The sequence below is a fragment of the Amycolatopsis speibonae genome, assembly GCF_042647925.1.
Taxonomy (GTDB): domain Bacteria; phylum Actinomycetota; class Actinomycetes; order Mycobacteriales; family Pseudonocardiaceae; genus Amycolatopsis; species Amycolatopsis speibonae.
In genome coordinates this window covers 1-17,422 of the sequence record NZ_JBHRWK010000098.1, presented here as the reverse complement: position 1 = coordinate 17,422, position 17,422 = coordinate 1, and the positions used below count along the sequence as shown (strand labels likewise).

General features: G+C 70.6%; 8 protein-coding genes. 7 read left to right on the top strand and 1 reads right to left on the bottom strand.

The features are described 5' to 3' along the window. The first annotated feature begins 136 nt into the window (after positions 1 to 136). Positions 137 to 1,906, top strand: a complete 1,770-nt coding sequence (locus ACFOSH_RS39815; RefSeq protein ID WP_378246225.1) for an alpha/beta hydrolase — start codon at positions 137 to 139, stop codon at positions 1,904 to 1,906. Positions 1,907 to 2,109: 203 nt separating this feature from the next. Then, complete coding sequence (locus ACFOSH_RS39810) at positions 2,110 to 3,027, top strand: helix-turn-helix transcriptional regulator (RefSeq protein ID WP_378246223.1); 918 nt, start codon at positions 2,110 to 2,112, stop codon at positions 3,025 to 3,027. Positions 3,028 to 3,291: 264 nt separating this feature from the next. Here the strand turns inward: ACFOSH_RS39810 and ACFOSH_RS39805 are convergent, their stop codons facing one another. Then, entirely contained in the window at positions 3,292 to 4,560 is a 1,269-nt protein-coding gene (locus ACFOSH_RS39805) for a helix-turn-helix domain-containing protein (protein ID WP_378246221.1), read from the bottom strand. Positions 4,561 to 4,753: 193 nt separating this feature from the next. Between ACFOSH_RS39805 and ACFOSH_RS39800 the strand changes: the two genes are divergently transcribed. The 5 genes from ACFOSH_RS39800 to ACFOSH_RS39780 all read left to right on the top strand — a co-directional run bounded on the left by ACFOSH_RS39800 (position 4,754) and on the right by ACFOSH_RS39780 (position 17,113). Next, positions 4,754 to 6,175 carry an MFS transporter gene (locus ACFOSH_RS39800; RefSeq protein ID WP_378246219.1) on the top strand — a complete coding sequence of 474 codons (1,422 nt, stop codon included), beginning with the start codon at positions 4,754 to 4,756 and terminating at the stop codon, positions 6,173 to 6,175. 169 nt (positions 6,176 to 6,344) lie between these two features. Continuing rightward, complete coding sequence (locus ACFOSH_RS39795) at positions 6,345 to 8,105, top strand: fatty acyl-AMP ligase (RefSeq protein WP_378246217.1); 1,761 nt, start codon at positions 6,345 to 6,347, stop codon at positions 8,103 to 8,105. Further along, on the top strand, positions 8,102 to 14,542 hold the full coding sequence (locus ACFOSH_RS39790) for an SDR family NAD(P)-dependent oxidoreductase (RefSeq protein ID WP_378246215.1): 6,441 nt from the start codon (positions 8,102 to 8,104) through the stop codon (positions 14,540 to 14,542). Before ACFOSH_RS39795 ends, ACFOSH_RS39790 begins: the two co-directional genes overlap by 4 nt. Beyond that, positions 14,539 to 16,122: an acyl-CoA carboxylase subunit beta gene (locus tag ACFOSH_RS39785; protein ID WP_378246213.1), complete on the top strand. Its 1,584-nt coding sequence runs from the start codon at positions 14,539 to 14,541 to the stop codon at positions 16,120 to 16,122. Before ACFOSH_RS39790 ends, ACFOSH_RS39785 begins: the two co-directional genes overlap by 4 nt. A 13-nt stretch (positions 16,123 to 16,135) precedes the next feature. Then, entirely contained in the window at positions 16,136 to 17,113 is a 978-nt protein-coding gene (locus ACFOSH_RS39780; RefSeq protein WP_378246211.1) for an alpha/beta hydrolase, read from the top strand. The last annotated feature ends 309 nt before the right edge of the window (positions 17,114 to 17,422 follow it).

Sequence of the window (17,422 nt, the reverse complement as noted above, 5' to 3'; positions counted from 1 at the left end):
CCATGTCGGGTATCCGCCATCTCCTGGCCGTGTGGGAAAGCTGATCACCGGTCTTTACTTCTCGTACGGACGTCGGGGGCTCCTGTCGAAAGGGATCATGGTGATCAGTAGTACGAGAAAGACGCGGAGAGGCACGGTGGCCGTGGTCGCCGGTGCGTTCCTGGCCTCGGGCCTGGTGCTGGCTCCCGCCGCGGGTGCGGCTCCCGCGGTCAAGGCCGACCCGGACACCGCGGCGCTCGCCGGCGCGCTGACCAAGCAGGCCGTCGCCTGGGGCGAGTGCTCGTTCCCCTCGGTCGCTCCGGCGACGGAAGCCGAGCTGAAGAAGGTCAAGGGCCTCGCCTGCGCCACCGTCCAGGTGCCGCGTGACTGGCACAACCCGCAGGACGGCAACACCATCGGCGTCCGCGTCTCCAAGACCGCGACCGCCTACCCCGGCACCGGCAGGCAGGGCATCGCGCTGGTCAACCCGGGCGGACCCGGCGGCGAAGGCCTGCCGTGGGGCGCCGCGATGGCGATGCGCAGCCCCGTGTTGGCCTCGCAGTACGACTTCGTCGGCTTCGACCCCCGCGGCGTCGGCCAGAGCACCCCGCTGACCTGCAGCTACACCGTCCCGGACAGTACGGATCAGAACGTGATCAGCCGGGCGAAGGTCGAAGGCTGCCTGAAGAACCCGCTGACGAAGTTCATCACCACCGAGCAGACCGCGTACGACATGGACTTCATCCGGGTGCTGCTCGGCGAGAAGAAGACCAGCTACATCGGCTACTCGTACGGCACGTGGCTCGGCACCTGGTACGCGACCACCTTCCCGAGCAAGGCGCACCGGTTCCTGCTCGACTCGTCGACCGACGCGAGCCGCTCGACGCTGGAGAAGACCTGGGATCTGCAGCCGCGCAGCCGTGACCGCCAGTTCCAGGAGGCGCTGCTGCCCTACGTCGCGCGCAACGACGCCAAGTACAAGGCGGGCACCGACCCGCTCGAAATCCGCCGCAACTGGGAGAAGGCGGGCGGCACCCGCGAGTTCGCGGGCATGCTCTACGCCGCCTGGTTCATCATCCCGGCGATGTACGACACCACTCAGTACCCGTCGGCGGCCTCGATGGTGGCCGCGCTGGCGAAGGGACCGGCGCCCACCGGGACCGACGCGGAGAAGCTCGAACAGGTCGTCGCGAAGGCCCTGACCACACCTGGCCTGACCGACGCGAACAAGGCGTTCCTGACCAAGGCCAAGGGCAACGCGCTGGAGGCCATCGCGAAGAAGGACTCGGTCGAGCGCAAGGCCTCGTACCAGGGTGGCGCCGAGGTCGAGACCTGGGACGCGACGTTCGAGGCGATCCGCTGCCAGGACGGCCAGTGGAACCAGAACCTGCACTACTGGAACTACTGGCAGGCCGACCTGACCGTGAACGCGCCGTTCATCGCGCCGATCATGGCCCAGTCGGGCGCGCCGCTGTGCGCGTTCTGGCCGACCGCCAACGCCAAGCCGGCGCCGGATCAGAAGACGTTCCCGAAGCTGATGATCGCGCAGACCGAACTCGACGCGGCCACGCCGTACGAAGGCGGGCTCGCCACCGCGAACGGTCTGCCGGGCGCCAAGATGATCAGCGTCGACAACGAAGGCAGCCACGGGATCTTCCCGTACAACACCGACTGCGTCGACGACCCGATCGTCGCCTACTTCCAGACCGGCCTCATGCCGAAGAAGAAGTTCACCGGCTGCCAGGGCCTGCCCCTGCCGGGTGAGGACAAGACGGTCGAGGTCGGCGGCAACCTCGGGCACGACGGGAAGATCAAGATCAAGATGATCACGCCCCAGGTGCGGAAGGCGAACGAGATCGTCCGCGAGCTGCTCGAAGGCACGGCGACCCCGGAGGCAGACGAGAAGGGTATGCCTGCCAACGCGTAGTCCCCGGCAGTGCTGAAACCGAGGCTCCCGCGGGCCGATGCGGCCCGCGGGAGCTCTTCGGCGTGATCTGTGATCCTTTCGTTATCGGTTCAGGCGCACGATCCCGCCGCTTTCCCCCTCAAGACCAGGGAGCGGAAACAGTGCTACCGCGAGACCTGACATCGATGTCAGGTCCGATCCTGGGGTGGGGGAGGAGAAGCGTCATGCTCGCCGAGTCGCGAGGCCTGTCGATGGAGGCCGAGCAGCTGTACCGGGCCATGCTGGACGGGCGCCCGATCACGCCCGGCGCCGAGTTGGCCGAGTTGGAGCGGTTCGGTCTGGTCCGCGCCGGTACGTCCGGGGTCGAGGTGTGCCCTCCGCGTGCCGCGTTGTCGGCGTTCGCCGCGCAGCACGAAGCCGCGGCCGTCCGCGCGCGGGAAGCGGCCGAGGTGCTCGGCGCCGCCTACTCCCTGCGGACCGGCAGGGACGCGGACTTCGTGGAAGTACTGCGCAGCCGGGACGAGGTCATCGCCACGTTCGAGGCCATGCAGACTCAGGCGGCCATCGACATCGTCGCACTGGACCCAGGGTCCTACATGAGCCCGAAACCCGAGGTGAGCACCGTGCAGCCGGGATCGATGGCGCGCGGCATCGGCTACCGCGTCGTCTACGACTCGTCCGTGCTTCAGGACGACGACGGATTCGCCCAGGTGCAGTCGAGTATCGCCCTCGGCGAGCAGGCCAGGGTGTTCCCCGGGCTGCCCTTGAAGCTCGTGATCGCCGACAGCAACCGGGCGCTCATCGCCGTCCCGAACTCCGACGCCGGCGACGTCCTGGCCCTGCTGATCCATCCGTCGATGCTGCTGAGCGCGTTGATCGAACTGTTCGGCTCGTTCTGGCGGATGGCCGTGCCCGTGCGGGCGGGAGGCCCGGACGACGCCGAAGTCACACAGGAACCGACCGCCGCCACCCGCCGTCTGCTCGCCCTGCTGAGCGGAGGCCTGACCGACGAGGCGATCGCGCGCGAACTCGGCATCAGCGAACGCACGGTGCTCCGGCGGATCAGCCGCTTGCAGCAACTGCTGGGCGCGCAGACCCGGTTCCAGCTGGGAGCGCAGGCGTCGCGCCAAGGCTGGCTCTGAACGGCCGGCCTGAGGGATGGTCGGTTGTTTTAGGGCGCCTACCGGATTCTGGCTGGGGTTGATCGCCGGTCCGGTCCGTGAAGGCCTCCTTGCCTACCTTGAGGGTAGGGAAGGAGGCCTTCACTACCCTCGCGATCGCCACATACGACCTATGCGCACCAGCAGTCACACCAGCCTCGCGCGAAGGACCCCTTCCCTCGGCTCAGCCGAGGAAACTTGACCTTCACGCACTGCAGGCGACCAGGGTCACGCGGTACCAGCCGTTCACTGATCGTCCGAAGTGGACTCCTCCGGCGGCCGCGTGCCCAGCAACTGGTGTGCCCGCAAGGCCATCTGGATCTCCAGGCGCTGCGCGGGATCCGCGAGGCGGTCACCGAACAGGTCGCTCAGCTGGCTGACCCGGTACCGCACCGTCTGCGGGTGGATGCCGAGCGCTTGCGCGATGTCCGGCGTGCTCCCGTTGTGCTCCAGCCAGGCCAGCAACGTCTCCGCCAGCCGGATCTGCTGTTTCACCGTCAACCCGGAGAACGGCGCGAGCACCTTGTTCGACACCTCGTCGAGCAGGAACCGGTCGAGCAGGAGCCAATGGGTGGAGAGGTGGTCCGACGTGCGGGTCACCGCGCGGTCCTCGATCACGCCCCGGCTCACCAGATCGAGGGTGCGCCGGGCCCAGCGCAGCGACGTCGCCGCGTCGGCAGGGTGGACCCGGGGGCCGGTCGCGGCGCGCCAGCCGGGGAGCCTGCCGTCGAGGCCGCGCAGATCGCGGCCGGGATCCGGGGTGAGCAAACAGGGTTCGTTGCCCTCCAGGTCGAGCAGGACGTCGTCGGGGACGCGCGGCGCGGGGATCTGGTGTTGTTCGGCGCGCGGGTCGAGAGCTACGACGCAGACCCAGTCCGGCATCTCCCACTTCGCGGCCTTCGCCATCGTCGCGATGGTCGCGGGGGACGACGGGGGAGTGGCGAGCAGCAGTTCGAGCAGCCGTCTCCGGCGTCGTTCGAGGGTGCCGGTCGCGGTCGCCTGCGCGAGGGCGTAGCCCTCCACCGAATGGGAGGAGATCTCGTCCACGTAAGCGAAAATCGCCTCCGCGCCGATGCAGAGGACCGCCGGGGGAAGACGGTGCGCCTGGCCGAACTTCGCCACGTAGCGCAACGCCGCGCTGCCGCCCGCGCGATAGGCCGCCTGCAGCGTGTTCAGGCTTCCGCCGTCGCGATGCACCCGTTTGCCGACTTCGACGAACAGCCGGACCCAGTCGTCCGGGGGCGAGCCGAGGTCGCCGATGCTGTCGATGCAGCTGACCACCGCCTGCTCGATCGCCCGCACGAGGATCTTGCCGAACTCGCCGTCCAAGGGTTTCGCGTACTCGGGGACGGCCTGCTGGATCTCCTCCAGGATCCGCCGCGCGAGCGGGTCGGCGTGCGGCCGGAAGCGCCGGGCCACCTCGGTGGGCAGCGAGCACCAGAGCCGCTGTGCCTGTCCCGCTCCTCGCGGCTGCGGGACAAGTTGGTGTCCGGAGTTCGTGGCCGTTCTGGTCATGGCTACTCCTTGCCGCACGACGACGTACGCGCACGACATGTACTCACACGGGTGAGGAAGTTGGCAACCGCCGTGGGGAGTTCCTGTCGCGGGTGCCAAGGGGTGTGGCGGAAATTGTCACGTGAGTAAGGGGGACGGTTTCGTGAGTGGTAAGGACGGTTCTAACCGGCGTTACCACTCACGAGGACGGAAAATGGGACCGACGCTGATCATGATCGCGCTCGGGGCGTTCGTCACCACCCTCGACAACACCATCGTCGCCGCGGGCGCGCCGTCGATCGCCCGTGACCTCGCCCTCGATCTGCCCACCCTGCAATGGGTGAGTATCGGGTACATGCTCCCGTTCGCCGGGCTGTTGCCGGTGGCCGGCACACTGGTCGACCGCTGGGGGCAGGCCGCGACGCTACGGGCCGGGTTGCTCGCGTTCGGCGCCGGAGCGGCCGTCGGCGGGCTGGTCACGACGGCGTGGCTCGTCATCGCCGCGCGGGTGCTGCAGGGCGCCGCCGCGGCGTTCCTGGTCCCGGCCCTGCTCAGCCTGCTCCGCACCAATCTCGACGAGCGAAGACGGGCCGTCGGCGCGACGATCTGGACAGCTTGCCTCGCGGTCGCGCTGGCGCTCGGCCCGACCCTCGGCGGCGTGCTCAGCGAGTATCTGGGCTGGGGCTGGATCTTCTTCGTCAATCTCCCGTTCGTGGCGGCGATGCTGCTCCTGCTGCGCAAGGTCGTCACCGGCAACGGGAGCACGGCGGGCCGCGATCCGGCGCCGGGGCGGCCCGCCGTGCTCTCGATGCTGGTGGTGACCGCCGGGATGGTCCTGCTCACCGCCGCCGTGGTGGAACTGGGAGAGGGCGGCGCGCTGCTGCCCGCGGTGCTCGGGCTCGGGGGTGCGGGTCTCGCGATCTGGTTCGTGCTCAGGGAAAGACGCGCGCGCGAACGACTGGTACCCGGGGAACTGACCGGTCAGCGGGTCTTCATCGGCGCGCTCACCGTGCAGTTGCTGTGGGGACTGGGGGTTTCGGGAGTCTTCTTCTTCACCCCGTTGCTGCATCAGGAATCCCTCGGGCTCGGACCGGTGCTCGCCGGATTGCCGCTGGTCGTGGTGGCTGTCGCGGTCGTCGCCGCGACGCCGCTGGTGCCTTGGGCCGTGCCGCGATTCGGTCCACATCGGACTGTCGCGGCGGGGCTGGCCACGGTGGCCGCCGGGCTGCTTGCTGTCGCCGCGGTCAACCAGGTTCCGGAAATCCTTCCGAGGGTTCCGGGGCTGGTGCTGATCGGGGCCGGATCGGCCTTGACCACCCCGTTGACCTCGTACGCACTGGAAATCGTGGCGGATCGGCACGCGGGCACCGCCTCCGGATTGCTCACCGCGTCCCGTGAACTGTCGAGCGCGCTGGGCGTCGCGCTGATCGGGGCCGTGCTGGCGGTGGTGCGCACGGCGCGGCTCGACGACGGTGCCGCGTCCGCGCTGGCGCAGGGGTACACGGCGGGCCTGCTGACCGCGGCGGGGCTGGAACTCACCGGCGCGCTGCTCGCGCTCCGGTTGCTGAACCCCCGGCGGGGGCAAAGTCCGTCCCGAAGTGACAAGCGGGGTGCCCCGTTTCTCTCTTCCCGGTGAGCACGGCCGCACCGCCGTCAGCGTTTCACGGTCCTTTCGTTGACACTCTTCGCGGATGATCCATACAGTTCCGGACAGATAAAGAACGGCCTCCGGAATGGAATCCGCTTTCGGCAACGGCGCCGTTCCGCATTCACCCGCTCCTGCTCACGTCGTCAAACGAGGGGCCATGGAAACCATTTCGGAAACGGTCGTCGCCGCCCGCGGTCGGGACGGCGCACCCGCCGGGGAGTCGTTCGCGACGCTGCTGGAGTACTGGGCGCGGCGGCTCGGCGACGAGGTCGCCGTGACCTATCTCGACCATCGCACCGGCGCGGACGGCCGGGCGGTCACCCTGTCCTGGCGCGAACTCGACGATCGGGTCGAGGCCCTCGCCACGCGGCTGGTCACCTTCGCCGCCCCGGGCGAACGGGCGGCGATCCTGGCGCGGCAGTCGACCGACTACGTCGTCGCCTTCCTCGGCGCGATCCGGGCCGGCCTGGTCGCGGTCCCGTTGTTCGCGCCGGATCTCCCCGGGCACCCGGGCAGGCTGGCCGCGGTGCTCGGCGACTGCGCGCCGCGGGTCGTGCTCACGACCACCGAGGGAATCGACGCCGTCGCCGGTTTCCTCACCTCGACGGAGATCGAGCGGCCCGCCGTGCTCGCCGTCGACACCTCGACTCCGGTCGCGGCCGGTGAACGTCCCTGGCCGCGACCGGAACCGGACGCGCTGGCGTACCTGCAGTACACGTCCGGTTCCACGCGGACCCCGGCGGGCGTGATGCTGACCCATCGCAACGCGCTCACCAACGCCCGCCAGGCCTGCGACGCCTACGCGATCGAAACCGGGATTACGTCCACCGTCAGCTGGCTGCCGCTCTTCCACGACATGGGCCTGATCCTCGGCATCGGCGCGCCGATGGCCGCCGGCGTGGCCTCGGTCCTGATGGACCCGCTCGCGTTCCTCGAACGTCCGTCGCGCTGGCTTCGCGCCCTCTCGGCCAGCCCCGGCGCGATCAGCGCGGCACCCAATTTCGCCTACGCCTACAGCGCTTCCCGCGTGACCGAGGACGAGAAGAGCTATCTCGAACTGAGCCGGGTCGTCTCGCTGATCAACGGCAGCGAGCCGGTCTTGCCCGCGACCATCGCGAGGTTCCACGACGCCTTCGAGGAGTGCGGACTGCGCCCCGAAGTCCACCGGTCTTCCTACGGGCTGGCCGAGGCCACTGTGCTCGTCTCGGTCACCGAGGCGGGCAAGGCGCCACGGCAGGTCACCTTCGACCGCGATCGGCTCGCCGCCGGGCTGGCGACACCCGCCCTTCCCGGCGCGGCGTCCACCACGCTCGTCTCCTGCGGTTTTCCCGCCGGGCAGCGGATCCGCATCGCCGATCCGGTCACCGGCGCGCTGGTCGAACCGGGCCGGGTGGGGGAGATCCAGGTGAACGGCCCGAACATCGGTGTGGGCTACTGGGGACTGCCGAGCGCGTCCGCCGCCGTCTTCGGCCTGCCGCCGGTCGATCCGGAGTCCGGCGCGGGCTGGCTGGCGACCGGAGACCTGGGCGTGCGTCACGACGGCGAGCTGTTCATGACCGGCAGGCTGAAGGACCTCGTCATCGTCGACGGCCGCAACCACTACCCGCAGGACATCGAACAGACCGTGGAGACCCACCCCGCGGTCCGGCCGCATTCCACCGCGGCCTTCGCGATCGAGCTCGAAGACGGTGAAGCGGCCGTCGTCGTACTCGAACAGGCCAAGGGCGCCGAGGCCGACGTCGCCGCGGCGACCGCGGAGATCCGGCGAGCGGTCTCGGCCACGCACGGCTTGCGCCCGCACGACGTCGTCTTCCTCGCCCCGGGTGAGGTTCCGCGCACCTCCAGCGGCAAGATCAGCCGGGCGCTGTGCCGGAAGTCCTATGTGGATGGTCTGCTGACCGCGCGGCGGCTCGGATGACCGCGGGGATCCGAGCCTGGCTCGTCGCGCGGGTGGCGGAGCGGACAGGGTTGCGCGAGTCCCAGGTGGATCCGGATCTTCCTCTGCACGAGAGCGGGCTTTCTTCGCGAGAATCGATGGAGCTGGCCGCGGACCTGGGCCGGTACCTCGGCCGCCCGCTGGCTCCCACCCTGGTCTGGGAGTTCCCGACGATCACCGCTCTCGCCGACCATCTGTCCACTGTGGAACGATCCGCGACCGCTGCCGGCGAAGGCCGGGAAGAAGAACCGATCGCGATCGTCGGCGTCGGCTGCCGTCTGCCCGGCGGCACCGATTCGCCTGAGCAGTACTGGCGCTTCCTGGACGCCGGGCGCGACGGTATCCGCGACGTTCCCGAAGGTCGCTGGGAAGGCTTCGACGAGGACTTCGGCCGCGGCGGCTTCCTGGACGACATCGCCGGTTTCGACGCCGAGTTCTTCGGCATCGTGCCGGGCGAGGCCGAAGCGATGGATCCCCAGCAGCGGATGCTGCTCGAAGTCAGCTGGGCGGCGCTGGAACACGCCGGGATCCCGCCGTCCACCCTGCGGGGAACCCGGACCGGGGTGTTCGTCGGGCTCTCGGCGGGCGAGTACGGCCACCTGACGATGACCGATCCCGCCACCGTCGACGTCTGGTCCGCCACCGGGGCCGCGACGAGCATCGCCGCGAACCGGCTTTCGTACCTGTTCGACCTGCGCGGGCCCAGTCTCACCCTCGACACGGCCTGTTCGTCTTCGCTGGTGGCGGTGCATCAGGCAGTGCAGAGCCTGCGCCGGGGCGAATGCGGGACGGCGCTCGCCGCCGGGGTGAACCTGCTGCTCTCACCCGCGGTCACCACGAGCTTCCAGCGGGCCGGGGTGCTGGCCCCGGATGGTCACTGCAAACCGTTCGACGCGGCCGCCGACGGTATCGCCCGCGGCGAGGGCTGCGGTGTGGTCGTACTCAAACCGCTGAAGGCCGCCCGTCGCGCGGGGGACCGGGTGCTCGCGGTGATCCGCGGCAGCGCGGTGAACTCCGACGGCCGGTCCAACGGTCTCGTCGCGCCCAACCCCGGCGCGCAGGCCGCCCTGTTGCGCGACGCGTACGCGGCGGCGGGCATCGAACCGTCCTCTGTGGACTACGTGGAGGCGCACGGGACCGGCACCGCGCTGGGGGATCCGATCGAGGCGGGCGCGCTCGGCGAGGTGCTCGGAGCCGGCCGCGAATCCGCTCGCCCGCTCCTGATCGGCTCGGTGAAGGGGAACCTGGGCCACCTCGAAGGCGCGGCGGGGATCGCCGGGCTCATCAAGGTCGTCCTCGCGATGGTCCACCGGCGGCTGCCGCCGACGCCGCACTATCGCGACCCCAGCCCGCACATCGACTTCGCCGGTCTCGGCCTGCGGATGGTCGGCACCGGGGTGGACTGGCCGCGCTACTCCGGTGTCGCGCGCGCCGGGATCTCCGCGTTCGGCTTCGGCGGCACCAACGCCCACGTCGTCCTCGAAGAGTGGCCCGCCGCGTCGTTCCCCGCCCGGGGGACGGAGACCGAAGGCCCGCAGGTGTTCGCGCTGTCGGCCCGGTCGCCCGAGGTGCTCCGGGCGCGGGCCGCGGACCTGGCGGACTGGCTCGAAGAGCACCGCACGGTACCGCTGGACGCTGTCGCCGCCACGCTCGCGCGGAGCCGTGACCATCTGCCGGTCCGGGGCGCGGTGGTCGCCGGGGAACGCGGCCGAGTCGCCGCGGCGCTGCGGGAAATGGCCGCTGTCGAGACCGGGCCCGTACCCGACGTCGTGTTCGTCTTCTCCGGTTACGGCTCCCAGTGGCCCGGGATGGGCCGTCTCCTGCTGCGCACCGAGCCCGCGTTCCGTGCCGAGGTGGAGGCGCTCGATCCGGTGTTCCGCGCGGAGGCGGGGTTCTCCCTGCGCGAGGTGTTCTCCGGCGAGCGTGACCTGCCGGATCTCGGTGAGACTCAGCTCGCGCTGTTCGGCATGCAGCTGGCCCTCGCCGGGCTCTGGCGTGCGCACGGCGTCGTCCCGGCCGCGGTGCTCGGGCATTCGATGGGCGAGGTCGCGGCCGCCGTCGTCGCGGGGGCGCTCGACGTCGCCGACGGCTTGCGCGTTATGGCCACGCGGGCCCGGCTGCTCGCGGAGGTCGACGCGACCGGCGAGGGCGCCATGGCCGTCGTCGAACTGTCGCCCGCCGAACTCGCCGAGCTGGAAACGGAATTCCCCGGGATCACCGTCGCGGTCTACGCCTCGCCGGTCCAGTGCACCGTCAGCGGCGGTGCCGAGCAGGTCGAGGCCCTGGTCTCCCACGTCGAGGGCCTCGGCAGGCTGGCGAGACGGTTGCCTGTCGGGGGCGCCGGGCATTCGGAAGCCGTCGACGCCGTCCTCGGCCGGTTCCGTGCCGAGCTCGACGGGCTTTCTCCGCGACCGTCCGAGATTCCCTGCTACAGCAGTGTTCTCGACGATCCACAGTGGCCACCGGCGTTCGACGTCGAGTACTGGGCGGCGAACCTGCGCCGCCCGGTGCGGTTCAGCCAGGCATTGGCGGCGGCGACCGCCGACGGGCACGGCGTGTTCGTCGAGATCTCCCCGCATCCGGTGGCGCTGGCCGCGATCGAGCAGAGCACCGGCGCCCTCGCGCTGCCGTCGGCGAGCCGCAAGATCGACGAGCGTGCCGCGTTCCTTGGCTCGCTCGCCCGGCTCCACACCCTCGGCCTGCCGGGCGTGCTCGATGCCCGGGGCCCGCGCCCGGTGCCTGTCGAGCTGCCCGGACCGCGCTGGCGGCACGAACGGTTCTGGCCGCCGCGCCCGGTCTCCCGGCCCGGATCCGGTGGCGCGCATCCGTTGCTGGGTGTCCACATCGAACAGCCGACCGGTGGCGGGCACCTGTGGAGCGCGGACGTCGGGACGGCGGTGCTGCCTTGGCTCGCCGACCACGCGGCGATGGGGGTCCCGCTGTTCCCCGCCGCCGGCTTCCTCGAAGTGACGCTCGCGGCGGCCAAGGCGGTCCTGCGGCCAGGCGGGCAACTGCGCATCGGTGGCCTCGAACTGCACCGGGTGCTCCCGCTCGCCGCGCACACCGAGGTCACGACCAGCCTGAGCACCGGCTCCGGACCGTCCGAAGTGGACGTCTACGCGAGGTCCGCCGATGGTGGCTGGATCCGGCACGCCACCGCCCGTGTCCGTGACGGGCACACCGCGGTGGTGCCGTTCGGCGCCGTCGCCGGGGACGCCCGATCGGTCGACCTCTACCAGGTGCTGGCGGGGATGGGGCAGAGCTACGGCCCCGCGTTCCGTGGGCTGAGCGGAGTCCTGGCGGTGCCGGGCAAGGCCTCGGCGTCGATCACCCCGCCCGCCGATCATCCGGCGTACGTGCTGCACCCGGTGATCGCCGACGCCTGCCTGCACGCGCTGGCCGCGGCCGCCGGGGACGCGCTGCGCGAAGCCGACGGCGTCTTCCTGCCGCTGACCTTGGGCGAGGTCGTCCTCACCGGTGATCCGCGCCGTGGTGTGCGGGTCGACGCGGTGCTCGATTCGCTCGACCCGGCCGGTGACGGCCTGGTCGGCGGTGTCCAGCTGGTCGACGCCGACGACGTCGTCCTGGTCGAGTTCCGCGAGGTCTACTGCCGCCGGTTCCAGCGTTCGGCGCTGCCGGTGCCGATGACGGACCTGCTGTTCGAAACGGTCTGGCGGCAGGCCGCGCTGCCTTCGCCGGAGCCGGGCCCACGCAGCTGGGTCGTCCTGCACGACGGCCACGAAGGCACGCCCTGGCTGACGGCTTTGCGTGACCGGCTCACCGAATCCAGGGACGAGCTGGCGACGGCTCCGCTCGGAGACCGCGCCGCGGTGGCGGACCTCCTGCGATCCCGCGAGGTGACGGGAGTGCTCGTGTGCGCCGCCACCTCGGGCGCGCCCGACCCGATGCGGGCCGCGCGGGCGGTCGCCACGCTTTCCAGCGTCCTGGCCGAACTGGCCGAAGCGGCGTCCGCTCCACGGTTGTGGCTGGTCAGCGCGGGTGCGTCGGCCATCGAATCCGGTGAGCGTGGTGACCCCGGCCAGGCGTGGCTGCGCGGGCTGGTCCGGGTCCTCGCCTTCGAGCATCCCGAACTGAGGGCGAGCCAGGTCGACTTCGAGGCCGAGCCCGATCCCGCCCGGCTGTGGGTCGGCAGGCTGGTGGCGGAGATCCGCGCGGACGCGCCGGACGACGAGATCGCCTGGCGCGAGGGCGTCCGGTACACGCGGGTGCTGGCCCGTCCCGAACTCGGCGAACCTCGCCGCGAAACCGTTGTGCGCGAAGGCGCGTACGTGATCACCGGTGGGCTGGGCGGCCTCGGCCTGGTCGCGGCGGACTGGCTGGTCAGGCATGGCGCGACCAGGCTCGTCCTCTCCGGTCGCCGGGGCGCGACCTCCGGGGTCGAACCGATGCTGGCGGACCTGCGTGAACTGGGCGCTGACGTCCGCGTGGTGGCGGGTGACATCGCCGCGCCGGGGACGGCCGAGGCGCTCGTCGCGGCGGCCACGGAGGACGGCCTGCCGATGCGGGGTGTTCTGCACGCGGCCGGTGTGCTGTCCGACGGCGCCGCGATCACCGTCGACACCTGCGCTGTCGAGGCCGTCTGGCGGGCGAAGGCGCTGGGAGCGTGGAGGGTGCACGAGGCCACGGCCGGGCACGAACTCGACTGGTGGCTGACGTACTCGTCGGCGGCCGCGCTGTTCGGGTCGCCGGGGCAGGCCGCCTATGCCACCGCGAACGCGTGGGTGGACGCGCTCGTCGCGTGGCGCCGGGCCGCCGGATTGCCGGCGGCGACCATCGGCTGGGGAGCCTGGGGTGAGGCGGGAGCGGCCGTCGGCAGCCGCAACCCGGTACTCGAACCGCTCGGCACGGAGGAGGCACTGGCGGCGATGGACGCCGTGCTGGCGGGTGACCGGGCGGCGACCGGGATCGCCCGGGTCGATGCCGGGACCGTACTGGCCCTGTTCCCGAGTCTGGCCGCAAGGCCGTTCTTCGGGACCCTGGTGCCGAAAGAAGAACCGGACACCGGACAGTCCACTTGGGACGGATTGGACGCCTTGAGGGCCGTGCTGCCCGAAGCCGCCCGCGAGATGCTGGCCGACTATCTGGCCGGGCTCGTCGCCGGGATGCTCGGCCTCGCGGCGGACGAGATCGACCGACATCTGCCGCTCACCCAGCTCGGCTTGGACTCGCTCACCGCCATGCGCGCCAAAGGCGTCGTGGAACGCGATTTCGGCCTGCTCCTGCCGATCCCGCTGCTGTTGCGCGGTGCCGGTCTCGCCGAACTCGCCGACCATCTGGCCGACCAGGCCGGGTTCGGCGGGGGAAGCTCGCGGCAGCCCGGTCCCAGCGTGGTGGTCGGACCCCGTGATCCGGCCGAACGCTGGGTCGCGCGGTTCTGGCAGGCGGAATTGGGCGGCGACGAGCCCGGCGTCCACGACGACTTCTTCGCCGCCGGGGGAGATTCCGAAGGCGCGGAACGGCTGCGGTCGGCGTTCGCGGGGCGGCTCAGCGACGTCCCTGACAGCGATCGGCTCTTCGCCACACCGACGATCGCCGCGATGGCGGACCTGCTGCGTGACCGGATCGAGGGGCGCGGCGGCTGCCCGGTCCGGCCGCTGCGCCAAGGCGGCACGGATCCGGTGTTCCTGTTCCATCCGGCGGGCGGGCCGACGAGCGTTTACGACGGGCTCGTCCGCCTGCTGCCGGAGGGCAGGTCCGTCTACGGGCTCGAACGGATCGACGACGAGGACACCGTCGAAGGCAAGGCCGAGTGCTACCTCGAGCTTATCCGCGAAATCCAGCCGCAAGGCCCGTACCGGCTGGGCGGCTGGTCGTTCGGCGGTTGCCTCGCCTACGAGACGGCCCGGCGGCTGACCGCGGCGGGGGAGCGGGTCGACCTCGTGGCCATGATCGACAGCATCCTGCCGCTGCCCGCGCCCGGGATACCGCCGCACGAGATCCTGCTGGACCGGTTCGACCGGTTCGCCGAACACGTCGAGCAGACCTACGGTGTCGCGCTGGACATCCCGCGCGAGGACCTCGTCCGGCTCGGCGACGACGAACAGATCCGGCTGGTGATCAGCAGGCTGGCCGCGCGGGTGCCCGGGATGGGCCAAGGAGTGCTGCGGCACCAGTACGAGTCCTATGTGGACGCACGGGTGGCCGAACGCTACACCCCGGAACCGTACGCCGGGCCGGTGCTGCTGGTGCGCGCGCAGGAGCCGCATCCGCTGACCACCAGCCTCGATCCGCGTTACCTGCGCACCGACGACGCCCTCGGCTGGGACGCGTTCTGCGCGGATCTGGAGATCGTGCGTGTCCCGGGCGATCACCTGTCGATGATCGACCCGCCGCACGTCGAGGTGGTCGCCGAGGCACTCGCGGCGCGGCTCGCGGCACCGAGGGCGGCGCGTCCATGACCGATGTCCCGTTCGCTCCGACGACGGCGTTCCGCATCGCCGATCTCGCCGCCCGCCAGGACGAAGCCGTCCGCATCGCCGAGAAACGGGCCGTCGACCGGCAGCACGCCAAGGGCAAGCTGACCGCGCGCGAACGGGTCGAACTGCTGCTGGACCCGGGCTCCTTCGTCGAACTCGACCAGTTCGCCCGGCACCGGTGCGCCGAGTTCGGGATGGACGCCAACCGGCCCTACGGCGACGGCGTGGTGACCGGGCACGGCACCGTCGACGGCAGGCAGATCTGCGTGTTCTCCCAGGACTTCACCGTGTTCGGCGGCAGCATGGGCGAGGTCTTCGGCGAGAAGGTCCTCAAGGTGATGGATCTGGCGATGACGCTGGGCTGCCCGGTGGTCGGGATCAACGATTCCGGCGGCGCCCGGATCCAGGAAGGCGTCGTCTCGCTGGCCTACTACGCCGAGCTCGGGCGGCGCAACGCGCTGGCCTCCGGCGTAATCCCGCAGATCTCGCTGATCATGGGCCCCTGCGCGGGCGGCGCGGTCTACTCCCCGGCGATCACGGACTTCACGGTGATGGTCGACGAGACCGCGCACATGTTCGTCACCGGGCCGGACGTCGTGCACGCCGTCAGCGGCGAGCGGGTCACCGCCCAGCAGCTCGGCGGGGCCGCGGTGAACAGCGAGATCTCCGGGAACGCCCACCACCGGGCCGCCGGCGAACAGGACGCGATCGACTGGGTGCAGACCCTGCTCGGCTACCTGCCGTCCAACAACCTCGACGCCGTCCCGGAATACGCCGACGAGACCGCTCCCGAACTCACCGCCGCCGATCTCGAACTCGACCGCCTGGTACCCGATTCGCTGAACCAGGCCTACGACATGACCGAGGTGATCTCGCGGATCGTCGACGACGGCGAGTTCACCGAGGTGCACAGCGCCTTCGCGCGCAACATGATCTGCGCGTTCGGCCGGGTGCAGGGCCGCACCGTCGGCGTCGTGGCCAATCAGCCGCGGCATCAGGCGGGCGTGATCGACATCGACGCCTCGGAGAAGGCCGCCCGGTTCGTGCGGTTCTGCGACGCCTTCAACATCCCGATCCTCACCCTCGCCGACGTCCCCGGCTATCTGCCCGGCGCCGCGCAGGAACGGCACGGGATCATCCGCCGCGGCGCCAAACTGATCTACGCCTACGCCGAAGCCACCGTGCCGAAGGTGACCGTGGTGATCCGCAAGGCCTATGGCGGCGGCTATGCGGTGATGGGGTCGAAGCATCTCGGCGCGGACGTCAACATGGCCTGGCCCACCGCGGAGATCGCGGTCATGGGCGCCGAGGGCGCCGTCCGGGTGCTGCACCGGCGCGAACTGGCCGCGATGCCGCCCGAGCAGCGGTCCGCCGAACGAAGACGGCTCACCGAGGCGTACCGCAAACGGCATTCGAACCCGTACCTCGCCGCGGAACGCGGCTACGTCGACCAGGTCATCGCGCCGTCGCAAACCCGCCTGCAGGTGGCGCGGGCTCTGCGCGCGCTGCGGACCAAACGGCAGACCCTCCCGGCCAAGAAGCACGGCAACATCCCTTTGTGAGCAAGGAGAAGCGATGAACCGAACGCGGCGATGGGGCCTGCTGGCATTGTCCATGGTCGCCCTGCTCGGCAGCTCGATCCCCGCGGTCGCCGCTCCCGCGCAGGTCACCGCCGACAACGGCGCGAAGGTCGTCGAGGAGACCTGGCTGGACGCGAGGACAGTCGACCTCAAGATCAGCTCGCCCGCGCTCGGCACCACCGGCATGGTCCGCCTGCTGGTCCCGACAGGCTGGGCCGCGCAACCCGCGCGAACCTGGCCGGCCCTGTACTTGCTGCACGGCTGCTGCGAACCGGTCGACTACCGCTCGTGGGACCAGTTCACCGACGTCAAGGCGTTCACCGCGGACAAGGACGCGCTCGTCGTCATGCCGACCGGCGGTCCCGCCGGGATGTACACGAAGTGGTGGAACTTCGGCCTCAAGAGCACTCCGGACTGGGACACCTTCCACACCCTGGAAGTACGGCAGATCGTCGAACGCGGCTACCGGGCCGGCACGCGCCGGGCGATCGCCGGACTGTCGATCGGCGGGTACGGGGCGCTCGCGTATTCGTACAAGCACAAGGGCATGTTCGCCGCGGCGGCGTCCTACAGCGGTGTTCCGCACACGCTGTACCAGGGGATTCCCCTGTTCATCCAAGGGATCCTGGCCCGCGCGGGGATCTTCAACTACCTCGAACTCTGGGGTGACAGCTGGGGGATGCGGCCGCTGTGGTCGGCGAACAACCCGTACGACCACGTCGACGACCTGCGCGGCACGGCGCTCTATCTCTCGTGCGGGAACGGCAAGACCGGCCCGCTCGACCCGCCGGGCCAGTCCGACATCCTCGAACCGCAGGCGCTGGGAGCTTCGGTGAGCTTCACGGATCGGTTGAAGTCCAAAGGGATTCCGGTGACCGTCGACTACTACGGGGACGGGACGCACAGCTGGCCTTACTGGCAGCGGGCGCTGCGTAACTCGTGGCCGGTGCTGGCCGGCGGGCTCGGCCTCTGATCGGGCCTCGTGAGTGGTACGGACGGTTCTGACCGTGGGTACCACTCACGAGCCCTGGACCTCCTTGGTTCCGGGTCCTTCACATACTGGGGAAGGTGGTGAAGGTCGAGTTTCCTCGGCTGAGCCGAGGAAAGGGGGCCTTCACGCGCAACCTCGGTGACTTGTGTGGCTGCTGGTGCGTGTGGGGCACATGTGGCGATCCGTAAGTCCGTGAAGGCCTCCTTCCCTACCTTCAGGGTCAATGCCAGGAACTTAAGCGGCTCTGGGTTGGGCTGGGGTTGCTGTTGTGTTGGCTGTGTCCTGTTCGGT